Origin of the sequence: Pararhizobium gei (assembly GCF_029223885.1) — a bacterium.
GTDB lineage: Bacteria > Pseudomonadota > Alphaproteobacteria > Rhizobiales > Rhizobiaceae > Pararhizobium > Pararhizobium gei.
Genome location: NZ_CP119409.1, coordinates 4,030,274 through 4,054,616, shown reverse-complemented (window position 1 = coordinate 4,054,616; position 24,343 = coordinate 4,030,274). Strand labels below are relative to the sequence as shown.

The following is a 24,343-nucleotide window of genomic DNA, read 5'->3' as shown; positions in this document are numbered from 1 at the left end:
CGTCTCACGTCTCAGTGATTGTGTCGCGGCAGCCTCTCTGCCAGTTTGCGGAACTCTGGTGCACCCTCGATGACGGCGCCGTCGGAAAGCTGCGTGACCGTGCGCCGGTACAGCATCTGCCAAGGCGTGGCATCGGCCGGAACAGCCGGAATGCCGGCCGTCTTGCGCAGCTCAATTTCTTCCGGCGTCACCAGCATATCGCAGCGACCATGGTTGAAATCGATGCGGATGACGTCGCCTGTGCGCACATAGGCGAGGCCGCCGCCGGCCGCACTTTCCGGCGAGGCGTTGAGGATCGATGGGCTGTCGGCGGTGCCGGATTGGCGACCGTCGCCGATTGTCGGAAGGCTGAGGATGCCCTTTTTGATCAGGTGGTCCGGCGGCTGCATGTTGACCACTTCGGCCGATCCCGGCCAGCCGAGCGGACCGGCGCCGCGGATGACGAGGATCGTGCGCTCGTCTATGTTGAGGTCCGGATCGTTGATACGCTTGTGGTAATCCTCGGAGCCGTCGAAGACCACCGCCTTGCCTTCGAACACGCCTTCCTTGCCCGGTTCGCTCAGATAACGTTCGCGGAAACCGGGCGAAATCACGCTCATCTTCATGATGGCGAAATCGAACAGATTGCCCTTCAGCACCAGAAAACCGGCGCGCTCCTTCAGCGGAGCGTCGTAAGGCAGGATGACCTCCCGATCGGTGGATTCCCGGCCCTGCAGGTTTTCGGCCATGGTCTTGCCGGTAACCGTCGGACAGCCGCCCTCCAGTTTGCCGACCTTGAGCAATTCCCACATGATGGCGGGGACGCCACCGGCCCGGTGGAAGCGTTCGCCGAGATAGGCGCCGGCCGGCTGCACATTGGCCAGCAGTGGAATGTCGAAGCCATGGATCTGCCAGTCGTCGGGATAGAGATCGACGCCGGCATGCCTGGCCATGGCGGCCAGATGCGGCTGGGCATTGGTCGAGCCGCCGATCGCTGAATTGACCCGGATGGCGTTGAGGAACGCCGCGCGTGTCAGGATATCCGACGGCTTGATGTTTTGTTGCACCAGTTCCACCGCACGGCGTCCGGTACGATAAGCCATCTGGCCGCGTTCGCGATAGGCGGCCGGAATGGCGGCGCAACCGGTCAACGACATGCCGAGCGCCTCGGCCATGGCATTCATCGTCGAGGCAGTACCCATTGTGTTGCAATGGCCGATCGACGGGGCGGAATCGAGCGCTGACTGGAGGAATTCTTCCCGTGTGATCTCGCCTGCCGCATATTTGCGACGCGCCCGCCAGATCACCGTGCCGGAGCCGACCAGATCGCCATCGTGCCAGCCGTCGAGCATCGGCCCGCCGGAGAAAACGATCGCCGGAATATCGACGGTCGAGGCCGCCATAAGCGCCGAAGGCGTGGTCTTGTCGCAGCCGGTGGTGAGTACGACGCCGTCGAGCGGGTAGCCGTAGAGAATTTCGACCAGGCCGAGATAGGCCAGGTTTCGATCGAGCGCCGCAGTTGGCCGCTTGCAGTTCTCGAACAGCGGATGTGTCGGAAACTCGATCGGGATGCCGCCAGCGTCACGGATGCCGTCGCGGACCCGCTTGGCAAGGTCGAGATGATGGCGGTTGCAGGGATTGATGTCGCTGCCCGACTGGGCAATGCCGATGATCGGCTTGCCGGAGCGAAGCTCCTCCGGCGTCGTACCGTAATTCATGAAGCGTTCGAGATAGAGTGCCGTCATGTCGAGATGATCGGGATTGTCGAACCAGTCCTGCGAGCGCAGACGACGCCCGCCCTTGTTGTCCTCAGCCATTATTTCCCTCCCCGCCCTTGGCGGCATTCATTGCTTCCAGATGCAACAGCAGGCCGCTGTGGTCCGTATCACCGCCGCCACCCGCCACGAAATCGAAAAACTCGCGGCGCACCTGCTCGGTCAAGGGCAGGTCCAACGAAAACAGACCGGCCATCTCCTTGACCGCGTCGAGATCCTTGAGTTGCAGCTTCGACGGTCCGCCGGGCGTGAAATCGCGCTTTACCATGCGCGCGCCATGCAGCTCCAGAATCCGGCTCTCGGCAAAACCGCCGCGGATCGCTTCCCTGAACTTCTCGCGGGACGCCCCGCCGGCTTCGACCAGCATCATCGCTTCCGCCACGGCGCCGATGGTGATGGCGACGATCTGCTGGTTGGCGAGTTTGCAGATCTGCCCGGCACCCGAAGGCCCGACATGCGTGACCCGGCCAAGGACTGCAAACACATCTGAGAGTTCATCGATCACATCCGCGTCGCCACCAGCCATGATGGCCAGTGTTCCCGCCCCGGCGCCGACCACGCCGCCTGATACCGGCGCATCGACATGTTTGATGCCAAGCGCCTTCAGGCGCGCCGAATGGTCTCTGGCAATCAACGGTGAGATCGAGCTGCTGTCGATCACGATGGCGCCCTTGGCCAAAACGTCGGCCACACCGCCGCTAAACAATACCGCATCGACGGCCTTTCCGTCGCTTAGCATTGTGAAGACGATGTCACATCCCGTGGCGGCTGCAGCAGCCGTCTCGGCGATCGCCGCACCGTCAGAAACCAAAGCCTGCGCCTTGGAAAAATCGCGGTTCCAGACCGTGACCGGATGACCGGCGGCCAGCAGCCGGCGCGCCATCGGCGCACCCATCAGCCCCGTTCCGAGAAAGGCGATCCGGCGCTGCCGGCTTTGCTTCGGACCTGTTTTTTCGCTCACAGTTTGCCTCCCAGCTCATCCTCGATATGCACGCGGATGATCTCATCAAAGGAGGTTTCTGCGGTAAAGCCAAGCGCTTTCGCGCGCGTCGCTTCAAAGCCCGGAGCCCAGCCGGCGACCATCTTGATGATCATCTCATCCGGCTCGCGGCGGATCAGCGCGACGGCCTTGTCACCGGCCACCCGGCGCAGAGCTTCAATCTGCTCCCCGACCGTGGCGCTGAGGCCCGGCATGGAAAGTGCGCGGCGCGGCCCGACCGTTTCCAAGTCGATGGTTGCCCCATGGATGAGGAAGCCGACCGCAGAGCGTGGCGAGGTATGCCAATGGCGAACGTCGTCGGATACGGGAAGGATCGCTTCTTTTCCGACCAGCGGCTCACGCAGGATATTGGAGAAGAAGCCGGACGCCGCCTTGTTCGGCTTGCCTGGACGAATGCAGATCGTCGGGAGGCGGATGGCGATGCCGTCGAAAAAGCCGCGGCGGCTGTAGTCGGACAAGAGCAGTTCGCAGATCGCCTTCTGGGTGCCGTAGCTGGTCAGCGGCGTCGTGTGGTACTCGTCCGGTATCGGATAGGGCAGCGGCGCGCCGACAACGGCGATCGACGAGGTGAAAACGACGCGCGGCTTGTAGCCGTCCACGCCGTTGGCCAGTCGAATGGCGTCGAAGAGGTAGCGTGTTCCGTCGAGATTGATCCTGTAGCCCGTTTCGAAATCCAGTTCGGCCTCACCGGAGACGATTGCTGCCAGATGGAAGATCACGTCGGGCCGGGCCGCAACGAGTGATTCGGCTTCGCCAGGGGCCGACAGATCCGCCTCTGTTGCGCTCACCTTGCCGGCAAAGCTTCCGGGAGCTTCAGGCCTTACCACGTCCACCAAAGTCATTTCTGTGATCGGCTCGCCGTCAAGCTGGCCCTCCGAAACCAGTTTGGCAGCGAGTTTGCGTCCAACCATGCCGGCCGCGCCAATGATCAGTATATGCATCGTGTCTCTCCTCCCCTGAATTCCACCACCTCAACCTTGCAGGAGCTTCGGAAAAAGGCAGTCGAAAATTTCTTGTAAGGTTGTCTGATAACCCTATATGCTTCGCTTGAAAACAGAATATCGGAACGCCCGCGAAAATCTGCTGGCCTTCATCAGGGGCAGGCAGTCGAAAGGGTGATCCGGGAGGAAGGCAAGACAATGATGGCGAACGCCACAGACGCTTCTGGGGCCCTACACGCTTCCCTGCGCACCGCTTTGACGCACGACATGGTGCTGACGGACCCGGATGAGATGCGGCGTTTCTGCCGGGATTGGCACGGTGACGTCACGAGCAGTGCCGTTGCCGTGTTGCGTCCGCGCTCGACCGGCGATGTCGCCGCTGCCGTGCGCGCCTGCCGCGACCTTGGGCTCTCGATCGTCCCGCAAGGCGGAAATACCGGTCTGGTGCTGGGCGGCATTCCCGATATGCCGGCAAGCCAAGTCGTTCTCAGCCTTGAGCGCATGACGGCGATCCGCAATATCGACGTTCACGACTTTTCGGCTGTTGTCGAGGCCGGCTGCATCCTGTCCGAACTGAAAGACCGGATCGCCGAGAAGGACATGTATTTCCCGCTGGCGCTGGGCGCCCAAGGCTCCTGCCGTATCGGCGGCAATGTCTCGACCAATGCCGGGGGTATCAACGTGTTGCGTTATGGCATGACGCGCGAGTTGGTTCTCGGTCTGGAGGTGGTGCTGCCCGACGGCACGATTTTCAACGGCCTGTCGACCCTGCGCAAGGACAATCGCGGCATCGACCTGAAGCAGCTTTTCATCGGCGCAGAAGGCACGCTTGGCATCATCACTGCCGTGTCGCTCAAGCTGGCACCTTTGCCCGACCAGGTGGCAACCGCCTTGCTGGGGCTGAAGTCCCTGGACGATGCCATTACGCTCTACCGCCGCGCCCGGCGCGATTGCTGCGACCTGATGTCTGCCTTCGAATTCATGCCGCCGCTGGCCTTTGTGCTGGCCCGCGAGGCGATCCCCGATCTGCCTATGCCCATTGCCGGCGACTACCCTGCATATGTGCTCATGGAAATTTCCGGCTCCGGCCTGGTCGACATCGCCGACCTGATGGAGCGGTTCCTCGGCGGCGTCATGGAGGAAGGCCTTGTGGTCGATGGCGTCATCGCCGCCTCGCAGGCTCAGGCACGCAATCTCTGGCTCTTCCGTGAAGGCATGAACGAGGGGCAGGCCAGGCGGGGAGCCCATATGCGCACCGATATCTCGGTCCCGCTCTCCCGCCTTGCCGATTTTGTGCATGATGCCGAGCAGGCCGTGACCGACGCGCTTCCTGACTGTATCAGTGTGTCCTATGGCCATGTCGGCGACGGCAATGTGCATCTCAACGTACTGCCGCCAACTGGAAGTTCGCCAAATGAGTCCGCTTCCAGGATCTACAGGGCCAAGACCGTGGTGAACCGGGTTGTCGATAGCTACAATGGCAGCATCAGCGCCGAGCATGGCATCGGCCGGCTGAAACGCGCCGATTTCGAAGAGCGGCTTGATCCGGCGCGACGGGCATTGCTCACGGCCCTGAAGCAGGCCATCGATCCCGCCATGGTGATGAACCCTGGCTGCCAGTTGAGTTTCCCCGGCCCATCGTAGAATAGCCCGTCTTGTCGTAGAACAGTTGGCATCATCAGGGGGCGGACACGTGCATGACAGCAGACTTCAGCCAGATCAGACGGATCGAGCATCTCCCGGCGCGCATCGCCGGGCGCATCGGCAAGGAAATTGCCGACGGACGAATTGCGCCCGGTGACAAGCTGCCGACCGAGCATCTGCTCGCCAAAACCTTCGGTGTCAGTCGCTCCGTCGTGCGTGAGGCGATTGCACAGTTGCGAAACGAGGGGCTGGTGGAAACGCGCCAGGGTGTCGGCGCCTTTGTCACCGAGGCGGAGGGGCGGGGATCCATTCGGATCGCGCAGACGGCACTGCGCGATCGCGTCAGCTTTCGCAGTCTCTTCCAATTGCGCATGCCGCTGGAGATCGAGGCCGCAGGGCTTGCCGCTTTGCATCACGATGACGCCGACCTGCGGAAACTGGATGACTCGCTTGCCCGGATGACCGGGGCCGAGAAATGGACGGATCAGGGCATCGTCGCCGATCTGGCCTTTCATCGGGCTTTGGCTACGGCCACCCACAACGAGTATTTTCCGCTTTTCATCGGCTTCATCGCGGAGCGCATCAGCCTGGCCATCAATGCGGCCCGCGCCGCGGCCATCCTGGAGGAAATCGTCGAGACCACAATCGCCGAGCACGTCGCCATCCGGGATGCCGTGGTGACGCGAGACCCATCGCAGGCCCGCGCCGCGATGCGTCACCACATAATCGGCGCTGCAGGGCGGTTGGGCCTGACGCTCGAGATAAACTGACAGTGTCGGGTCGATGGCTCCTGGATTGTCTTATGCATGTTTTTCGCAGGTGTTGGGCTTCGGCTCTGGACAGGCGAAACAAGTCACTCTAGAAAGTTTCGGGTGTTGTCAGACATCCTGACAATAGGGCAGCGGTGCTGGAGGGCAGGCTGTTTCGAAGGAGGAGGACGGCGTTGAAATCCGAACATGTACTGCATGCAGAATCCATTTTGCCGGATGACGCTGCCGATGCTCTTCTGGTGGGGCGGGTCTGGGCGAAGGCCAGCGCTGGTCCATGCCCGGTGATGCTTTCCGGCGGCCGCGTTCTGGACTTGACGGCGATTGCTGCCACCATGTCGGCTCTTCTCGAAGCGGAAAATCTCGTCACCGTGTTGCGGGACGCGTCGGGCCTGCACGATCTTGGCTCCCTCGATAGCTTTCTGTCCGGTGAAAACGGCACGGTTCTCGCTCCGATCGACCTGCAGGCCATAAAAGCCGCTGGCGTAACCTTTGCCGACAGCATGCTGGAACGTGTCATCGAGGAGCAGGCCAAGGGAGATCCGCTTCGCGCCCAGGCGATCCGCGGCAAGCTTGCGCCCGTTCTCGGAGATAGCCTTCGTGGGCTGGTTGCCGGTTCGGAGCAGGCGGCAAAGGTCAAGACGCTGCTTCAGGACATGGGCCTCTGGTCGCAATATCTCGAAGTTGGCATCGGTCCGGACGCGGAAATCTTCACTAAGTCCCAGCCCATGTCTTCCGTCGGCTGCGGTGCGCTTGTCGGCATCCATCCGATTTCGCAATGGAACAATCCGGAGCCCGAAGTGGTGCTTGTGCTGCGGTCCGACGGCACCATCGTCGGCGCCAGCCTTGGCAATGACGTCAACCTGCGCGATGTCGAGGGACGCTCGGCGCTGCTGCTCGGCAAGGCCAAGGACAACAACGCCTCCTGCTCGATCGGCCCGTTCATCCGGCTGTTTGACTACAGCTTTACAATGGAAGACCTGCGTCGCGTTCGGGTTGCGCTTCGGGTTCATGGAGAAGACGGTTTTGAGATGACCGGCGAAAGCCCGATGGAGGCTATCAGCCGGTCACCGGAAAACCTGGCGTCGCAACTCAGAAACAGAAATCATCAATATCCTGACGGCGCCGTTCTTTTTCTCGGCACCATGTTCGCTCCGGTCAAGGACCGGCGCGGGGCGGGCCAGGGATTTACCCATGAAATCGGCGATCGCGTTGAAATCTCGACAAGCAAGCTCGGTCGCCTAGTTAACTGGGTAGAGCGCAGCGACGCATGCCCCGAATGGACCTTCGGCGTCAGTGCGCTTATCCGTAATCTGGCCGGCCGCGGTCTTTTGGACAAGGCGTAAGTCATGCAAAAGGCGACCGATCTCTTTTTCCGTTTTCTCGAACTCCTGCTCATCCTGCTTTTGTCCGGCATGGCAATCATGGTCTTCGTCAATGTGGTCATGCGCTACGGCTTCAATTCCGGCCTCAATATTTCGGACGAGCTGTCCCGCTACTTTTTCGTCTGGGTGACGTTTATCGGCGCAGTCGTGGCGTTTCGCGAACATGCGCATGTCGGGGTGGAAACGTTGGTCGCGCTTTTCGGCCGCAAAGGGCGAATCCTCTGCATGATCCTGTCGAACATCATCATCATCGGCGTCTCGGCGATCTTCTTTTGGGGGACCTGGAAACAGTATCCAATCAATGCAAGCATGGACGCGCCGGTGACCAAGATTTCAATGATCTGGGTCTACGGAATCGGCCTCTTCACCGGTGCCGGCGTCGTTCTCATCGCCGTCGAGCGGCTGATCAGGTTGCTGACGGGGCGGGTAACGGATGAGGAGATTGCAGCCTTTGCCGGCGAAAACATGACGGTCGAGCAGATGGCGGAGCGCAGCCAATGACCTTGCTCGTCTTCATCGTCTCTCTCGTTGGCGCCATGGCTATCGGCGTTCCGGTCGCCTTCTCTCTGATGTTCTGCGGCGTCGTGCTCATGTGGTTCATGGGCATGTTCAACACGCAGATCATCGCGCAGAACATGATCGCGGGCGCCGATACCTTCACGCTTCTGGCGATTCCGTTCTTCATTCTCGCCGGTGAACTGATGAATGCCGGTGGCCTGTCGCGCCGCATCATCGAATTCGCCATTGCCTGTGTCGGCCATATTCGCGGTGGTCTCGGCATTGTTGCCATCATGGCCGCGATCATCATGGCCAGCATTTCCGGATCGGCCGCCGCCGACACTGCAGCCCTTGCCGCCATTCTAATCCCGATGATGGCCAAGGCCGGCTATAACGTGCCGCGCTCGGCGGGTCTTATTGCCGCCGGCGGCATTATCGCACCCGTCATCCCGCCGTCGATGGCGTTCATCGTTTTCGGTGTCGCTGCCAACGTGTCGATCACGCAGCTCTTCATGGCCGGCATTGTGCCCGGCCTTCTGATGGGCGTGGCCTTGATCGTGACGTGGCTGATCGTCGTTCGAAAGGACAATGTTCAGGCGCTGCCGAAGACCGCAATGAAAGAGCGCATGCGGGTTACGGCTCGGGCACTTTGGGCGCTTGGCATGCCGGTGATTATTCTGGGTGGCATCAAGGCAGGCGTCGTCACGCCGACGGAAGCCGCCGTGGTCGCCGCCGCCTATGCGATGTTCGTCGGCATGGCCATCTATCGTGAACTGAGCCTACGGGATCTGCCGCGCGTCATCCTTCAGGCAGCAAAAACCACTTCCGTGGTCATGTTCCTGGTCTGCGCAGCCCTCGTATCGGCCTGGCTGATCACCGCTGCCAATATTCCGGCTGAAATCACAGGCTATATCGAGCCGCTGATCGACCGCCCGATCCTGCTGATGTTCGCCATCATGGTGTTGGTGCTGGTCGTCGGCACGGCGCTCGACCTGACGCCGACCATCCTGATCCTGACGCCGGTCCTGATGCCGATTATCAAGCAAGCCGGCATTGACCCTGTCTATTTCGGTGTGATGTTCATCATGAACTGCTGCATCGGTCTTCTGACACCACCTGTCGGCGTTGTTCTCAACGTCGTCAGCGGCGTGGGCCGCGTCCCGCTTGGCAAGGTTACGATCGGCGTGTTGCCGTTCCTCGCCGCACAGGTGTTTGTTCTTTTCATGCTGGTGTTGTTTCCGGACACCGTCATCTTGCCTGCTCAATGGCTGCGCTAACGGCCGGCGACCCCACAGTCTCACTCAACCATCCAGGGAGGATATTATGAGAAAACTGCTTCTAGCCACCACCGCGATCGCGTTCAGCCTCGCGTCCGCCGTTCCGGCTTTTGCCGAGTTCAACGACCGCAACATCCGCATTTCGAACGGCATCAATGCCGATCACCCGGTTGGCAATGGCATCAAGGCCATGCAGACATGCCTGGATGAAAAGTCCGGAGGCAAGCTGAAAATTACTGCCTTCTGGGGCGGCGCTCTCGGCGGTGACCTTCAGGCGACCCAGGCTCTTCGCTCGGGCGTGCAGGAAGGCGTCGTTACCTCGTCTTCGCCCCTCGTTGGCATCATTCCGGCGCTTGGCGTGTTCGACCTGCCGTTCCTGTTCGCCACACCACAGGAGGCCTATCAGGTCCTCGACGGCAAGTTCGGCGACATGATGAACGAGAAACTGGAAGCGGCCGGCCTCGTCAATCTCGCCTATTGGGAAAACGGCTTCCGCAACCTGTCGAACTCTGTGCGTCCGGTCACCAAGTGGGAAGACTTCGAGGGCATGAAGGTTCGCGTCATGCAGAACAACATCTTCCTCGACACGTTCCAGAATCTGGGTGCAAACGCCACGCCGATGGCCTTTGGTGAAGTCTTCTCGGCTCTGGAAACCAATGCGATCGACGCGCAGGAAAATCCCTATGTGACGATCGACACGTCGAAGTTCTTCGAAGTGCAGAAGTACATCACCGAGACGAACCACGCCTACACGCCGTTCCTGCTGCTCTTCTCGAAGGCGATCTTCGATACCTATACGCCGGAAGAACAGACGGCCCTGCGCGAATGCGCGGTTGTCGGCCGTGACGAGGAGCGCAAGGTCATTCAGGAACTCAATAAGACGTCGCTCGAAAAGATCAAGGCCGCCGGTCTGGAAGTGAATGTTCTGTCTGCCGAAGAGCAGGCCCGCATTCGCGAGAAGTCGATGGTGGTCTACGAAAAGCACAAGGCCGAAATCGGCGCCGAGGTGGTCGATGCAATCATCGCCGAGCTTGCAGCGATCCGTAAGTAAACTTTGATTGACCCAGATCTAGCAGGGGCCGGGTAGAAATGCCCGGCCTCTTTCATGACTGCGCGTATGGGCCTTCCTGCGTAAATATCACTCCGATAGGGCGGGCAGGACCGCATCGCGCTTCTTCAACTGCCGTTCACGGAAGAAGATGAACAGGCCGGAGGCAACGATCAGGGCTGCGCCTGCCAGCATGCCGAGCCTTGGCACGTCTCCAAAAAAAATCCACCCGAACACCACGGCCCAGAGCAGAAGTGTGTATTGCAGCGGTGCGACGGTGGCCGCATCCGAGATTTTTAGCGCGCGGTTGACCAGCATATGGGCCGCCATCGCCACGATGCCCAGCAAACTGAGCAGGGCCAGATCAAGTCCGGATGAAATCGGCGACCAGTCGACCGGCGCGAAGGCGAGGCCCGCGAGACCCGCTCCCGTAACCTGAAAGAACACCAGCGTCTTGTCGGGCGTGTTGCGCAGGCCGCGTCCGGACAGGAGCATGAAGGCGAAGGCGCCGCTGCCGATGATCGAGATGAGGGCCGGCATGGTGAACATCGCGCTTGACGGCTCCAGGGTGATGATGACACCCACGAATCCGGCAGCGATGGCGCACCAGCGCCGCCAGCCGACCTTTTCCCCGAGTAGAAAAGGAGAGGCCGCCGCGACATAGATCGGTGCTGCCAGCCAATAGGTCATGACATCGGCCAGCGGCAGATACATCACTGCATAATAGAAGCAGAAGACCTCCAATGTGGAAAACACGACGCGGGCAAACTGCATCCAGGGCTGCTCGGCCGAGGTGATCGACGTAAGGCCGGCCTGCCAGAGGAACGGCGCCAGGATGACGAGGGCCGCCAGGCTGCGGATCAGGATGACCTGTCCCAATCCATAGCTCGCCACCAGCCATTTGCCCATCGCATCGTTGAGCGCAAACATCAGCATACCGAGCAGCATGATCATCGGACCTGCCATCGCCGATGCTCCCCAACCAGCGCTGCGGGTTTGTATCGTTGTCACGTAAAGCCTCCCATATGTCTTTTCGTTCAAGCGCTACAGGCTGGCCGCATCCGAAAGGCGGCGACTGACTGTAAAGGCGCGGTCCAGTTCCGGGTTGAGCTCCATGCCGAGGCCCGGGCCCGGGGGAACGGTGATCATCCCGTTTTTCACTTCCGGCAAGGCCGTTACCAGATCCCGGTACCAGGTGCGATAAAAGGCACGCACGCTTTCCTGCACCAGCGCATTCGGTGCGTTGAGAGACAGGTGGGTGGAGGCGCAGAGCACGACAGGGCCGGTGCAGTCGTGCGGCGCCACGGGCAAATGCCAGGCCTCGGCCATCGCGGCGATCTTGCGCGCCTCCGACAGGCCGCCGCACCAGGAAATATCGAGCATCATAACCCCGGCAGCGCCAGTTTCCAGAAGATCGCGGAAGGCCCAGCGCGAGCCAAGGGTCTCCGATGCGGAAATCGGCGCCGGCGATACCGCTGCATAGCGCGCAAGGCTCGACAGGCTGTCCATCTTGATCGGGTCTTCGTGCCAGAAGGTCTGGTATGGCGCGAGCGCCTTGGCAATCTGCATGGCGGGCAAAAGCTGCCACATCGAATGGAACTCGACCATGATATCCATCCTGTTGCCAACCGCCGCACGGATCTTCTCGAATGGCTGCAAAGCCTGGTCGAGATCGGGCATCGAGATATACTGACCGCGGGTCTTTTCCGCGGCGGCATCGAAGGGCCAGATCTTCATCGCCGTAATGCCCTCTTCCAGCAGAGAATGGGCAAGTTCGTCGGCGTTGTTCAGGAAGCCGTTGAGGTCGTCATAGTCCCGACCTTCGGACAAGCCGTAATTGGCGGTGGTCTGTCCGGTCGCCTTCTTGATGTATTCGGTCCCGGCGCAGGTGTTGTAGGTTCGGATTTCGCGGCGGGTAAAGCCGCCCAGGAGCTGCGCAATCGGCATACCGGTCGCCTTGCCGAAAATGTCCCAGAGCGCGATGTCAAAGGCCGAATTGCCGCGCACTTCGGCGCCGGATGATCGAAAACCGAGATAACCGACAAGGTCTGCGGCCAGAAGGTCGATCTGCAGCGGATCGCATCCGATGACCCGCGGCGCGATATATTCGTGTACATAGGCTTCCACTGTCTGGGCGCCGAAAAAAGTCTCGCCAAGGCCGGTAATACCCTCGTCGGTATGGACCAGCAACCAGAGCAGATTGGCACGCTCCGCGACGCGGACAGTTTCGAGGCCGGTGATTTTCATGACATGTCCTTCGTTTTATCAGGTGAGCCCTGCCGCCAGCAGGGCCTTGATGCTGAGATCGAAGTGGCGGTGCATCAACGTCGCCGCAGCCTGTGGATCGCTGTCGGAAATGGCCTGTGCCAGTTCGGCATGAAGAGCATTCATCGCCCGGCGTTCGCTATCACCGGTGCGGCTCTTCCAGCTGATCGGCCAGGTCTCGCGCGTTACGCCCTGAAACGCGCCGATGATGAGGGCGAAGACCGGATTGCGCGATGCGCGCGCGATCGCGACATGAAATGCAATGTCATGCTCCATGATCGCCACGGGATCGCCAAAGGCATTGACCATTTCCCGAGCGTGTCGGAGGATCAGAAGCGCCTCTGCATCCGTGCGCCTGAGGGCTGCCAGCGTTGCCGTGCGGGTTTCGATCGTGCGTCGCACGTCGTATATTTGCAGGATGTCGATCTGGTCGGTGACAAACCCGTGCTCGATCATCATGGCCATGGAGGCATCATCGAGTTGAGCAATGGTAGGCCGCTTGCCAACGCCGAGATCGACCAGACGAAGGGCCGCCAACGAGCGCAAAGCTTCGCGTATCACTGTCCGCGACACCTGCAACTGTGACGAAAGAACAGCTTCGGCGGGGAGGTGATCGCCCGGCTTGAGCTCTTTATCACGGATCAAACGCGTTATCGATGCGATCGCGCCCGTAACAAAATCGCCTCCGCTGCCCGTCATGTTCCACAGACTCATTTAATCATATTGCTTTTATAAAGCTATATTATAGCTTTTGACGAAAGGGAAGTTACGACGTCTATCACTGGGGCAGAATCTGGAAAGTGGTATCGATATCCTTCCAGCTTATGCAACCTTTCCGGGCCGGCCGCGTTCAAAGTTAAGTCGATGTGTGTCGGCACCAAACACCGTGTTCAACGATGCGAGGATGTTCAGATGAGCTATTTACTCCCTCCCCTTCATGAGGGGCATGCGCCGATCACATTGCATCAGCTTTTTCGTGATGCGCTGGAGGCTTATGACGACTGGAACGAGGGCGCGCCGGCGCCAACTGTCGATTTTCAGGGAACGGAAATTTCGATCCAGCAGGTCTTCGATCATATGCGACACTGCACGGATATCCTGCCCAACAACATGGTGAGCGCCATCACCGAGCGGCTCACCAGGCCGTTGAACAACGGCCCCCTGGATGAGATCACGTTTTCGACGGCTGCGCGCGTGATGGCCGTGCTCATCCGAAAGCGGGAGTTGCGGCTTGGCGGCGACGTCAATGCTTTCATTCACAAAATCGGGACAATACGCACCAAGCCGGCTGGCACCCTATAGGGCCGGCGTCGGCAGATCGCCTGCAAGACAGGCAGGCCGCTCAAACCGCTTGATACAAACCAGTTGTCGTGATTATATGACAAAATTAGTAGACTACCGCATTGATGCGGGCGTGTGATTGACAGTGCCAAGGTTCCATTAGCCCGGCCGCGTAAAGCGGGGGAAGGATGACATGACCGTACGCCGCTTTTCACCGCATACTTATGGGAAAGACGTTCCGCAGATCGCGATCGTCGGACGCGGGTTCTCGGGTCTGATGGCGGCAATCGCCTTGCTGAAGACCGTCGGTCAGCCCTTTCATCTGCGCATATTCGATCCACAGCCGATCGTCAGCGGAGGGCAGGCCCTGGCAACTGCGCGCTCGACCGAAATATTGAACAGTCGCGCGCGGGATCTGTCGGTCTCCATGGGTGAGCCCAAGGACTTCACCCGGTGGCTGCAAGCCAATCCGGATTTCCGGGAAGCTGTCTCCGCCGCGATACCCGGCTTCGGCCAGATCTTCGTGCCGAAGGCGACATTCAGCGAATATGTCTATCAGCGTTTTTCGGAGGCTCTTGCTCAGCGCACCGACGTGTCGGTCCAGATGTCCAATTCTGGCATTGACAATATCCGCCGCACCGATCTTGGACAGTTTGTGCTGACAAGCCCCGATGGTGCCGAGGCTGCCTATGATGCCGCAATCCTCGCCACCGGCTACGGCTTGAAGGCGACCGAGGATCAAGCGCAGCACTTTGCCGGGGATCACAGCTCTGTTTTGAAGACTGGCCGTCATATCGTGGTGATGGGCAATGGATTGCGCGCCGTGGATCAGGTCCTTCAGTTGCGCGACGGAGGGTATGAGGGTCATATTACCATCCTGTCACGTCGCGGCTTTCTTCCGCAGCCGCATACGCGCATGCCCGCCGACGCGGTTTTCCCTTCGGAGCCGATGCCGTCTCAGCTTCGGCACATCGTGCGTTTCGTGCGCAAAGCCTGCGCGGAGGCCGAGGAAAACGGCTGGAGCTGGCAGGCGGCGATCAACGGCCTGCGCAAGCGGGCCAGGACCCTGTGGGCATCGCTTCCCCCCAGCGAAAAGCGTCAGTTCAACCGCCATTTGAGAGCGATCTACGACAGTCATCGCAACAGGCTGCCGGCAGATTTGCATGCCCGACTGGAACGGGAGCTTTCCGGCGGTTTGACCGAATTGAAACGCGGCACGACGTTGAAACATTTGCCGGGCGGTCTGCTGGTGCGCTGGGCGGGCGGATCGCTCGAAGAGTTTTTTGCCGCAGACGACGTCATCGACTGCCGCTGCCTTGCTCCGGATCTCGATAACCCTGCCATTGCCGCGGCGCTCCGCGCCGGACTGGCGACCCCTGACGAGCTGGGCCTTGGTCTTGCGGTCAATCCTGCCGGCGAGTTGCTGACGCCGCACGGCCGGCCCGCCGGTCTTTTCGCCGTGGGACCTCTTGGTCTGGGCTCGTTGCCGGACATCGACCTCGTTCCGGAAATCGTGGCCCAGGCCTATGCCGCGGCGGCACTGATCAACGCAAGATCTCAGCCGCATCTGCAGGCCGGCTAAGTGCACGTTCCGTCCCGGACGAACATGAATCAAACACGGCATTTTCTTTCAAGAATTCGCCGCATCGGCCGTGCTGTTTTATTCAAGTGCAACGTGGGCGCTCTTATAGCGATCTGTGCCGAATAAAACCCTCCCTTCATCCGTAAGACCCAATAAGATCTCAGTTTGGCTGCCGGCTGCATCGATTGACAACCAATGCCAAGTGGAAAAGAGTAAATCGGGGTCAGGAAGCATTGGGGGATTATTCTATGCAGGCGTTCATCCGAATTTGTGTGTTAATCGTTGCGGCTATCGCTTTTTCTTCGAGCATTCATGCGGAGGAAACGGGACGGCGGGTCGTTACGACGGAAAACAGCGACTATTTCGGATTTGATTTGCGTACAGAGCAGGACGTGACGCTTGCCGAATGCGAAAAAGTCTGCATCGGCGATGCCTCCTGCCGCGCATTTACCTACAATCCCAAGGTCAAATGGTGCTTCCTGAAGTCTGACTATAATAAAATCAACAGCTTCAACGGCGCCATTGCCGGCAAAATCGTCCAAACAAATATGTCGCAACCCGACATCGGCGCGCCGCCGGTCCTGCCGTTTCTGACGCAGCAGCAACTGGACGATGCGCGCACCGCCAAGGCCCGGCTGGCGCTGGAGCCGGATCAGGAAGGTCTCGGGCTGAACGGTCTGGTCGCAGTCGCCTATCGGGAATTGGCCGCAGGCAATGTCGCTCCGGCGTTGAAGGCGTTTCAGGGGGCGCTGGCAATCGCGCCGGATGACGGCGCCTTGTGGGTCGAAGCGGCGAGGGCCGCCAACCGGGTTTACGGCAATACGTCGTTTGCCGTTCAGGCGTCTCTTGCCGCGATCAATGGATATCAATTGACACGGTCAACCCAGAGCCGGGCCGATGCGCTTGCGGTGCTCGCAAAGGCTTTGGAAAATTCCGAAAACTTCAGGGCTTCGCTGAGCGCCTACAAATCAAGCCTCGCGCTTGTCGAGGCCAAGAGCGTCCGGGAATCCTACATGATGCTGAGGAACCGGCAGGGTTTCCGCGTCACCGAACATAAGATCGATTCGGACAGTGCGATACCGCGCGTCTGCGTTCAATTTTCAGAGCCCCTCGTCAAGGCCGGGGTCGATTACACGCCATTTGTTACACTGGACGGCGCGACCCCAAAGGCGCTTGAAGCGAAAGGCAGCGAAATCTGCGTCGAGGGCCTCAGCCATGGGGAGCGCTACAAAATCGCGCTTCGGCCAGGGCTTCCTTCGTCCATTGCCGATGAAGCTCTGGAAGCCCCTCTCAATCTCGACGTCTATATTCCCGACCGTGCCGCCTTCGTGCGGTTCACCGGTGACAGCTTTGTTCTGCCTGGAACCGCGCGCCGCGGCATCCCGATCGTTTCGGTCAATACGACAAGCGCCAATCTCAAGCTCTACCGGGTCGGCGACCGTAATATCGCTTCGCTGCTGACGGCCTCGCAGTTCCTGACGCAGCTGGATGGATACAGCGCCCAGCGCATCCAGGACGAAAGCGGCGAGATGGTCTGGCAGGGAACCATCGACATCGCCACTGATATCAACAAGGAAGTGGTAACCAGCTTTCCGGTCGATGAGGCGCTGCCGCAGCGCAAGCCGGGCGTCTACGTGCTAACCGCCGTCTCGGCGACTGCGGCATCCAACGAATGGGACGCCCAGGCCACCCAGTGGTTCGTCGTCTCCGATATCGGCCTCTCAACCTATTCCGGCACCGATGGCCTGAGCGTTTTCGCGCGCTCGCTGGCGACAGCCAGGCCGATGAACGGCGTAAAACTGGATCTCCTTGCCAAGAACAACGAGATCCTCGGAACCGCAACAACAGATGCGGATGGCCGGGCAAGCTTCGATGCCGGGCTTCTGCGCGGCACGGCGGCCATGAGCGCCGCCGTCATTACGGCACAGGGCAGCAACGACGACTACGTGTTCCTCGATCTGACACGTGCCGGCTTCGATCTGTCCGATCGGGGCGTCACCGGCCGTGCGGCGCCGGGTGCGATCGATGTTCTGACTTGGACGGAACGCGGCATCTACCGTGTCGGGGAGACCGTGCATGTGTCGGCCCTTGCGCGCGACAGTGCATCCGTCGCGATCGACACGCTACCCCTGACCTTCGTCTTCATGCGTCCGGACGGGGTCGAAGACCGGCGCGTCGTCAACAATGGTGGCCAGGCCGGCGGCTATACGCTCGATTTCGACCTGCAACCCAATGCGATGCGCGGCACCTGGACAGTACAGATCTACACCGATCCCAAGGGCACGGCGATCAGCGAAAAGCAGTTTCAGGTCGATGATTTCGTGCCGGACCGGATCGAATTCGATCTGGCGAGCGCCGTCAAGGAAATTGAGGTCGGCCAGCCTGCGCCGGTCACCATCGAAGGCCGCTTCCTGTATGGCGCTCCGGCCGCGGGACTTGAACTTGAAGGCGAAGTCAGCCTGAAGCCATCACGCGACAATGCAAACTTCAAGGGCTATGCTTTCGGTCTGTCGGATGAGGAGGCGACGGAAGAGAGCCGTACGCCGCTCGAAGCGCTGGAACCGCTGGACGTGGATGGCAAGGCGACATTCGACGTCAATCTCTCCGATATGCCGTCCACCACGCAATTGCTCAATGCCACGATCACGGTGCGCGTCCAGGAAGCCGGCGGTCGCGCCGTCGAGCGGTCGCTGGTTCTGCCTGTCAAGCAGGACGGCGAAATGATCGGCATCAAGCCGCAGTTTTCGGGCGAGCTTGGCGAAAATGCCGTCGGACGGTTCCATGTGATTGCCGTCGATCAAAACGGCAGCAAGCTGGCAAAGACCGGCCTGATCTGGAAATTGCTGCGCGTCGAGCAGGATTATCAATGGTATCGGGACGGCACGTCCTGGAAATATGAGCCGGTTATTTCCACAAAGCAGGTTTCGACCGGCAGGCTGGATTTAACCACGGACGGGGGCGAGATTTCGCTTTCGGCAGGCTGGGGCAGATACCGGCTGGAAGTCGAAACCGCCGACCCCGACGGACCGACATCGAGCGTCGAGTTCGATTCCGGCTGGTATGTCGCGGCAAGCTCCACGGAAACGCCAGATGGCCTCGAAATCGCGCTGGACAAGGAACATTACGCAGTTGGCGACACGGCGAAACTCAGGATTTCGCCCCGTTTCGCCGGCGAGGCGCTGATTACGATCGGCTCGGAAAAACTGGTTGCCACCAGGACGGCGACGATCGCCGCAGGCGGTGGCGAAATCGATATTCCGGTGACCGGTGATTTCGGTGCCGGAGCCTATGTCACGGCAACTCTCTACCGTCCCGGCGACGCGCAGGAAAGCCGCCTGCCGATGCGTTCCATCGGCGTCAAATGGCTGGCTGTCGATCCGGCAGACCGCAAGTTGTCCGTCAAGCTCGACGTTCCGGAAAAAACACTGCCGCGCCAGACCCTGAATATCCCCGTCGAAGTCGCTGGCGCCGGGGTGGGGGAGGAAGCCTATGTCACGGTGGCCGCCGTCGATGTCGGCATCCTTAACCTGACGCGGTACACGGTTCCCGATCCGGATGGCTGGTATTTCGGCCAGCGGCAGCTCGGGCTTGAAATCCGCGACATTTACGGCCGGCTGATCGACGGGTCGCTCGGCGCCACGGGCCGCCTGCGGACCGGCGGCGACGGTGGACAGATGCCGCTGCAAGGAAACCCTCCCAAGGAAAAGCTCGTCGCTTTCTTCTCCGGGCCCGTCGAACTCGATGCGAGCGGCAAGGCGATCATCAGCTTCGACATTCCGCAGTTCAACGGCACGGCCCGCGTCATGGCGGTCGCCTGGTCGAAAACCGGCGTCGGTCACGCAAGCGCGGATGTGGTGATCCGCGATCCCGTGGTGGTCACGGCGAGCCTGCCGCAATTCCTGGCGCCGGGAGACAAGGCGGAACTGCGTCTCGACATCGCCAATACAGACAGCCCCGCCGGTGAACTCAACCTCAAGGTATCGAGCGACTCCTCCCTGGTCATCGACGCCGAAAAGGCGACCCAGACCTTTACAGTCAAGCCAGGCGGCAAGTTCGACGTGACGTTGCCGATCTCCGGCATTCATCCGGGTGCGGGTGCTGTTTTCATCGAACTGACAAGCGCGGATGGGCTATCGCTGCTGCAGTCGGTCTTCGTGCCGGTCCGCCCGGCGGCCCTTCCGGTGACCACCCGTCACCCGGTGGTCATCGAGCCGAATGCCAGCCTGCGCATTGACAGCGAATTGCTGGCCGAAAGCATGCTGCAGGGCTCCGCCGTCAGCGTCAGCGTCACTCGGTCCGCCGCGTTCGATGTACCGGCCCTTCTGACGTCACTCGAGCGCTACCCCTATGGCTGTGCCGAGCAGACGACCAGCCGTGCCTTGCCGTTGCTCTATCTCAGCGAATTGGCCAAACAGTCCGGCCTGCCGGACGAGCCCGACGTACAAAAGCGGGTGCAGGAAGCGATCTACCGCGTTCTCTCCTATCAGTCCTCGACCGGCAGCTTCGGCCTTTGGAGCCCGGGTTCCGGCGATCTCTGGCTGGATGCCTATGTCAGCGATTTCCTGACCCGGGCCCGCGAGCAGAAATACCAGGTACCGGACCAGGCCATGATCCAGGCGCTCGACAACCTGCAGAATGCCTTGAGCTACGATGTCGATGTGAAGACCCAAGGCAACGAAATCGCCTATGCGCTCTATGTGCTCGCCCGTAACCGCAAGGCCGCGATCAGCGACCTGCGCTATTATGCCGACACGAAGCTTGCGGACTTCCCGACACCGCTGTCGAAGGGACATCTGGCGGCGGCGCTTGCGCTGTATGGCGACGCGCCGCGGTCGGGAACGATCTTCGGCGAAGCGCTGCAGATGGCGTCAGACGCTAAGCTCAACAGTCTCGACCGCTCCGACTATGGCTCGCCCTTGCGCGACAATGCGGCGGTGCTGACGCTGGCTGCCGAAAGCCGGCCGGTGCCGGCCATCATTCCGCAAATGTCGAAGATCGTCGCGAAGGACTGGGAGCAGGCTTCCTATACCAGCACGCAGGAGCAGATGTGGACGCTGCTTGCGGCGCGGGCTGTCGGACAGGGAGACGAGGGGATACGGCTTTCCATCAACGGCACGGCCCGCAGCGGCGGCTACGCGGCACGCCTCACCGGCGACGAGGTTCTCGACCAACCGATGACCATCGCCAACACATCCGCCGATCCTGTCACCGCGGTTGTCACCACCGTCGCGGCACCCGCGTTCCCGCTGCCAGCCGGCGGTAATGGCTTCTCGATCCAGAGAACCTACTACACGCTGGACGGACAGGAGGCGAATGTCACCGAAGCCCGGCAGAACGAGCGCTATGTCGTCGTCATCAATGCCACGGAGAGCAATTCCTGGCCGTCGCGGGTTCTGATCACCGACCTCCTGCCGGCCGGTTTCGAGATCGACAATCCGAGCCTCGTGGACAGTGCCAAGCTCACCAACTTCGAATGGATCGGCGATATCGAGGCCGCCCATACGGAGTTCCGCAGCGACCGCTTCGTCGCCGCTTTCGATCGTTCCGCTGGCGACAACCGGTCGATTACCTTCGCCTATGTCGTGCGCGCGGTCACGCCGGGCACCTATGACCATCCTGCCGCCAACATTGAAGACATGTACCGGCCGCAGTTTTCCGCGCGCACCGCGACCGGGCGCATGGAGGTTCGGGCGGTTGAGTAATGGCGATGTGGAGACCGAGTTTCGTTGCTCTGGCCGCCGCGCCCTTCCTGTGTGTGGCGGCCGCTATCGGGCTTGTGGCGGCCGACCAAGCCTTTCCGCCACCGCTGGAGGCTGGAAAGATCGTCTCGGCCGAAGTCCTGGATAAGGACGATCAGTTGCTTCGGGCGTTCGCGACAGCGGACGGACGCTGGCGGCTGAAAACAACGGCCAGGGATGTCGATCCGCAGTTCGTCCGGATGCTGGTTGCCTATGAAGATCAACGCTTCTGGCAGCACAAGGGCATCGATCCTCTGGCATTGTTGCGGGCCGGCTGGCAGTTTGCGACGCATGGTCGGATCGTGTCCGGCGCATCGACCTTGTCCATGCAGGTGGCGCGCCTGCTCGAACCGCGCGAAAGCCGGTCATTCGTCGCCAAGCTTCGCCAGCTCGCGCGCGCGATCCAGATCGAACGGCGTCTCAGCAAAGCTGAAATCCTCGATCTCTATCTCACCCATGCGCCCTATGGTGGCAATCTGGAAGGCGTTCGTGCGGCAAGCCTTGCCTATTTTGGCAAGGAGCCGCGCCGGTTGAGCGTGTCCGAAGCCGCGCTCCTGGTGGCACTGCCGCAATTGCCGGAGAAGCGGCGACCGGACCGGCATCTCAAAACGGCCGAAGCGGCGCGCAAGCGCGTTCTCGAACGCATGGCCGTCTCGGCGGTGATCGGGGAGGGTGAGGCGGAGCGGGCAGGCCTCGTTGCTGTTCCCGGCCGGCGCTTGCAGCTTCCGGCCTTCGCCGCCCATGTCGCGGAAGCAGCGTTACGCAAAGAGCCAAAAGCGATCCGTCACCAGACGACCCTGCGGCGCCCGGTTCAAAAGGCGCTGGAGGCGGTGGCAAAGGATGCGGCAGCAAAGCTCGGACCCCGCGTCTCGATCGCCATGGTCATGGCGGATGCGCGCACCGGCGAAATTATCGGCGAAGTCGGATCGGCCGACTATTTCGATGCAAGCCGTTCGGGCTGGATCGACATGACGCGCACCTCGCGTTCGCCGGGATCGACGCTCAAGCCTTTCATCTACGGCCTCGCCTTCGAGGAAGGTCTTGTGGCTCAGGAAACCATTATCGAGGACCGGCCGGCCGATTTCTTCGGCTATCGTCCGCGCAATTTCGACATGACCTATCAGGGCGATGTCAGCATTCGTCAGGCGCTGCAACTGTCCTTGAATGTTCCTGCCGTCCGGCTGCTGGATGCCGTCGGTCCAAGCCGGATGATGATGCGCTTCCGACGGGCGGATGTGCGGCCGGTGTTGCAGCAGAATGAGGCTCCCGGGCTTGCGATCGGTCTCGGCGGCCTCGGCATCACCCTGAAAGACCTCGTTCAGCTTTACGTGGCTCTGGCCAATCGCGGAAAGCCGATGCGCCTTGGCGACGGAATCCAGGATCAGCCCGGCCAGATCGACGGCGAGCCGGTGCTCGATCCTGCCGCCACATGGCAGGTTTCGGATATCCTGTCCGGCGTTCTGCCGCCGGCAGGTGCCGTGCAGCGCGGCATCGCGTATAAGACAGGCACCAGCTACGGCTACCGGGATGCCTGGTCGGTCGGCTTCGACGGCCGCCATGTTCTCGGCGTCTGGGTCGGCCGGCCGGACAACGGCGCCGTTCCCGGCATTACGGGTTATGGCAGCGCCGCCCCCATCCTGTTCGAGGGGTTTGTGAAATCCGGCCTCGCGGTCACGCCGCTTCCGCGCCCGCCTATCGGTGCGGTGCGCCTTACCCAGGCGCAATTGCCCATCAGCCAGAGGCGATTTTCCTGGTCCGCGGGCGGCCTTGCCTCTTCGGCTTTCAGGGAGGCAGCGCCGCAGATCGTCTATCCTCCGGAGGGTGCGCGGGTGGAACTGGGCGTGGATGCGGCAGGTCAACCGATGCCGCTGGTTCTAAAGCTGCAGGGCGGCCGGGCGCCCTTCCGCTGGCTTGCCAATGGAAAGCCGCTGGCGGAGACGTCACGCCGCCGTGTCAACCAGTGGGTTCCGGATGGCGCAGGCTATTCCACCCTTACGGTCATCGACGCTGCAGGCAGGGCAACAAGCGTCCGCGTCTTTCTGAACTGACGTGACCAGGATGCACCAGTGGCGATCCGTCAACACGGGCAACGCAGCGACTGCACCTAATGAGGATTCCCGAATCCCCCCTCATGTTCTAACAGTGGTAACGGCCTGATTCGGTCGATTCGCATCGATGGGCGATGCGCGCCGGGAAAAAGGGGATTTTTTGCCTGTATTTGCCTCTCCATCTCTTCGGCAAGTGCTTGCGGGCGTTCTGACCCTGGTGACACTTGCCGGCTGTGGTGCACGCGACGGCGTCCGCCTGTCCGACGCGGCCATATCGGTCCCGGACGAAACGGCCTTCGCCCTGCCGGCGGCCGGCGGCCCCTCGGTCGTCAGCATCGTCGAACGGCGTTTCAGCAACAGCACACAGCAGGATATCTTCCTGTTCACCTCTGCCTCGACACCCGGGCAGAATTTCCTGCGCGTCCAGCTTTTCGGGCCGGTCGGCCTTCAGATGGACGGGCAAAAGTCTCTCGGCTACTCTTCCATCCGCGCAAGCGAGATTTCAAAGGAGATGCGCGCCGCCATACCGGGCGTTGCCTTGGCGCGGTCTCCACTCTTCCTGCAGAACAATTATGGTCCCTTCGGCTATGCCTATGGCCGCGGGCGGGGAAACGATGCTTGTATCTATGCCTGGCAGCAGGTCCGGTCGCTCGATGGCGAGCGGACGGTTTTCCAGAACAGGGGAACGATCCAGGTGCGCCTGCGCCTTTGCGAGGAGGGCGCCAGCGAGGAAAAGCTGCTGAGCGTCATGTACGGCTACACCATCCGTGGCGCATTCAACGCGGCCGGCTGGAACCCCTATGGTGAGCCGTCGAAAGCCGATCCAGGCCTTGGGCGCACGGGCAATCCAATCTATCCGAAAACGGAGGATCTGCGCGATGCGGCGGTCCCAGTTATCCGTGAAACACGGCCTCGACCGGTTAAAACGACGGTCCGGCCGCTAAGGACTCTGGAAAAAGTGCAGCCTGCGAGGGAAGCTGTACGGGAAGAAACCCTTCCTTTACCAACAAGCGCGGATATAGAGGCTGTCGTTGTTCCCTCGCCAGCCTGTGTAACGCAGCCGGAGGACGCCGCGGCGTGTAAGTAGTTTCGTCAGCTACGAAGGTCGATCGCAT

Annotated in this window: 17 protein-coding genes; 11 read left to right on the top strand and 6 right to left on the bottom strand. The window is 61.1% G+C overall.

Annotated elements, in window-relative coordinates; genetic code table 11:
• Positions 1–11 precede the first annotated feature (11 nt).
• The 3 genes from PY308_RS19630 to denD all read right to left on the bottom strand — a co-directional run bounded on the left by PY308_RS19630 (position 12) and on the right by denD (position 3,695).
• Positions 12–1,796: an IlvD/Edd family dehydratase gene (locus PY308_RS19630; RefSeq protein WP_275785982.1), complete on the bottom strand. Its 1,785-nt coding sequence runs from the start codon at positions 1,794–1,796 to the stop codon at positions 12–14.
• On the bottom strand, positions 1,789–2,649 hold the full coding sequence (locus PY308_RS19625; protein WP_275791208.1) for an NAD(P)-dependent oxidoreductase: 861 nt from the start codon (positions 2,647–2,649) through the stop codon (positions 1,789–1,791). Before PY308_RS19625 ends, PY308_RS19630 begins: the two co-directional genes overlap by 8 nt.
• Before the next feature lie 62 nt (positions 2,650–2,711).
• Positions 2,712–3,695 (bottom strand): D-erythronate dehydrogenase, encoded by a 984-nt coding sequence (denD, locus tag PY308_RS19620; RefSeq protein WP_275785980.1) that lies wholly within the window; start codon positions 3,693–3,695, stop codon positions 2,712–2,714.
• Positions 3,696–3,893: 198 nt separating this feature from the next.
• On the opposite strand from denD, the gene PY308_RS19615 reads away from it, so the two are divergent.
• The 6 genes from PY308_RS19615 (at position 3,894) to PY308_RS19590 (ending at position 10,317) form a co-directional block, all read left to right on the top strand.
• Positions 3,894–5,339: an FAD-binding oxidoreductase gene (locus tag PY308_RS19615; RefSeq protein ID WP_434064175.1), complete on the top strand. Its 1,446-nt coding sequence runs from the start codon at positions 3,894–3,896 to the stop codon at positions 5,337–5,339.
• A 53-nt stretch (positions 5,340–5,392) separates the two neighbouring features.
• On the top strand, positions 5,393–6,109 hold the full coding sequence (locus PY308_RS19610) for a FadR/GntR family transcriptional regulator (RefSeq protein WP_275785979.1): 717 nt from the start codon (positions 5,393–5,395) through the stop codon (positions 6,107–6,109).
• Positions 6,110–6,282: 173 nt separating this feature from the next.
• Positions 6,283–7,452, top strand: a complete 1,170-nt coding sequence (locus PY308_RS19605; RefSeq protein WP_275785977.1) for a fumarylacetoacetate hydrolase family protein — start codon at positions 6,283–6,285, stop codon at positions 7,450–7,452.
• A 3-nt stretch (positions 7,453–7,455) separates the two neighbouring features.
• Positions 7,456–7,992, top strand: coding sequence for a TRAP transporter small permease (locus PY308_RS19600; protein ID WP_275785974.1), 537 nt, complete (start codon positions 7,456–7,458; stop codon positions 7,990–7,992).
• Positions 7,989–9,266: a TRAP transporter large permease gene (locus PY308_RS19595; protein ID WP_275785971.1), complete on the top strand. Its 1,278-nt coding sequence runs from the start codon at positions 7,989–7,991 to the stop codon at positions 9,264–9,266. The genes PY308_RS19600 and PY308_RS19595 overlap by 4 nt, the downstream gene beginning before the upstream one ends.
• Before the next feature lie 46 nt (positions 9,267–9,312).
• Entirely contained in the window at positions 9,313–10,317 is a 1,005-nt protein-coding gene (locus PY308_RS19590) for a TRAP transporter substrate-binding protein (RefSeq protein ID WP_275785969.1), read from the top strand.
• An 87-nt stretch (positions 10,318–10,404) separates the two neighbouring features.
• Here the strand turns inward: PY308_RS19590 and PY308_RS19585 are convergent, their stop codons facing one another.
• The 3 genes from PY308_RS19585 to PY308_RS19575 all read right to left on the bottom strand — a co-directional run bounded on the left by PY308_RS19585 (position 10,405) and on the right by PY308_RS19575 (position 13,278).
• Positions 10,405–11,280 carry a DMT family transporter gene (locus PY308_RS19585; protein WP_275791206.1) on the bottom strand — a complete coding sequence of 292 codons (876 nt, stop codon included), beginning with the start codon at positions 11,278–11,280 and terminating at the stop codon, positions 10,405–10,407.
• Between the two features lie 78 nt (positions 11,281–11,358).
• Entirely contained in the window at positions 11,359–12,561 is a 1,203-nt protein-coding gene (locus PY308_RS19580) for a mandelate racemase/muconate lactonizing enzyme family protein (protein WP_275785966.1), read from the bottom strand.
• Between the two features lie 18 nt (positions 12,562–12,579).
• Positions 12,580–13,278 carry a FadR/GntR family transcriptional regulator gene (locus PY308_RS19575; protein ID WP_275785964.1) on the bottom strand — a complete coding sequence of 233 codons (699 nt, stop codon included), beginning with the start codon at positions 13,276–13,278 and terminating at the stop codon, positions 12,580–12,582.
• Positions 13,279–13,491: 213 nt separating this feature from the next.
• On the opposite strand from PY308_RS19575, the gene PY308_RS19570 reads away from it, so the two are divergent.
• The 5 genes from PY308_RS19570 to bcsN all read left to right on the top strand — a co-directional run bounded on the left by PY308_RS19570 (position 13,492) and on the right by bcsN (position 24,315).
• The gene (locus PY308_RS19570) at positions 13,492–13,881 is read left to right on the top strand and encodes a BRA0787 family protein (protein ID WP_275785960.1); all 390 of its coding nucleotides are present in this window, start codon (positions 13,492–13,494) and stop codon (positions 13,879–13,881) included.
• 172 nt (positions 13,882–14,053) lie between these two features.
• A complete protein-coding gene (locus PY308_RS19565) occupies positions 14,054–15,442 on the top strand; it encodes an FAD/NAD(P)-binding protein (RefSeq protein WP_275785956.1) in 1,389 nt (462 codons plus the stop codon).
• Positions 15,443–15,690: 248 nt separating this feature from the next.
• Entirely contained in the window at positions 15,691–21,144 is a 5,454-nt protein-coding gene (locus PY308_RS19560) for an alpha-2-macroglobulin family protein (protein ID WP_275785954.1), read from the top strand.
• Positions 21,144–23,228 (top strand): penicillin-binding protein 1C, encoded by a 2,085-nt coding sequence (gene pbpC / locus PY308_RS19555; protein WP_434064174.1) that lies wholly within the window; start codon positions 21,144–21,146, stop codon positions 23,226–23,228. Before PY308_RS19560 ends, pbpC begins: the two co-directional genes overlap by 1 nt.
• Before the next feature lie 160 nt (positions 23,229–23,388).
• On the top strand, positions 23,389–24,315 hold the full coding sequence (bcsN, locus tag PY308_RS19550) for a cellulose biosynthesis protein BcsN (protein ID WP_275785952.1): 927 nt from the start codon (positions 23,389–23,391) through the stop codon (positions 24,313–24,315).
• The last annotated feature ends 28 nt before the right edge of the window (positions 24,316–24,343 follow it).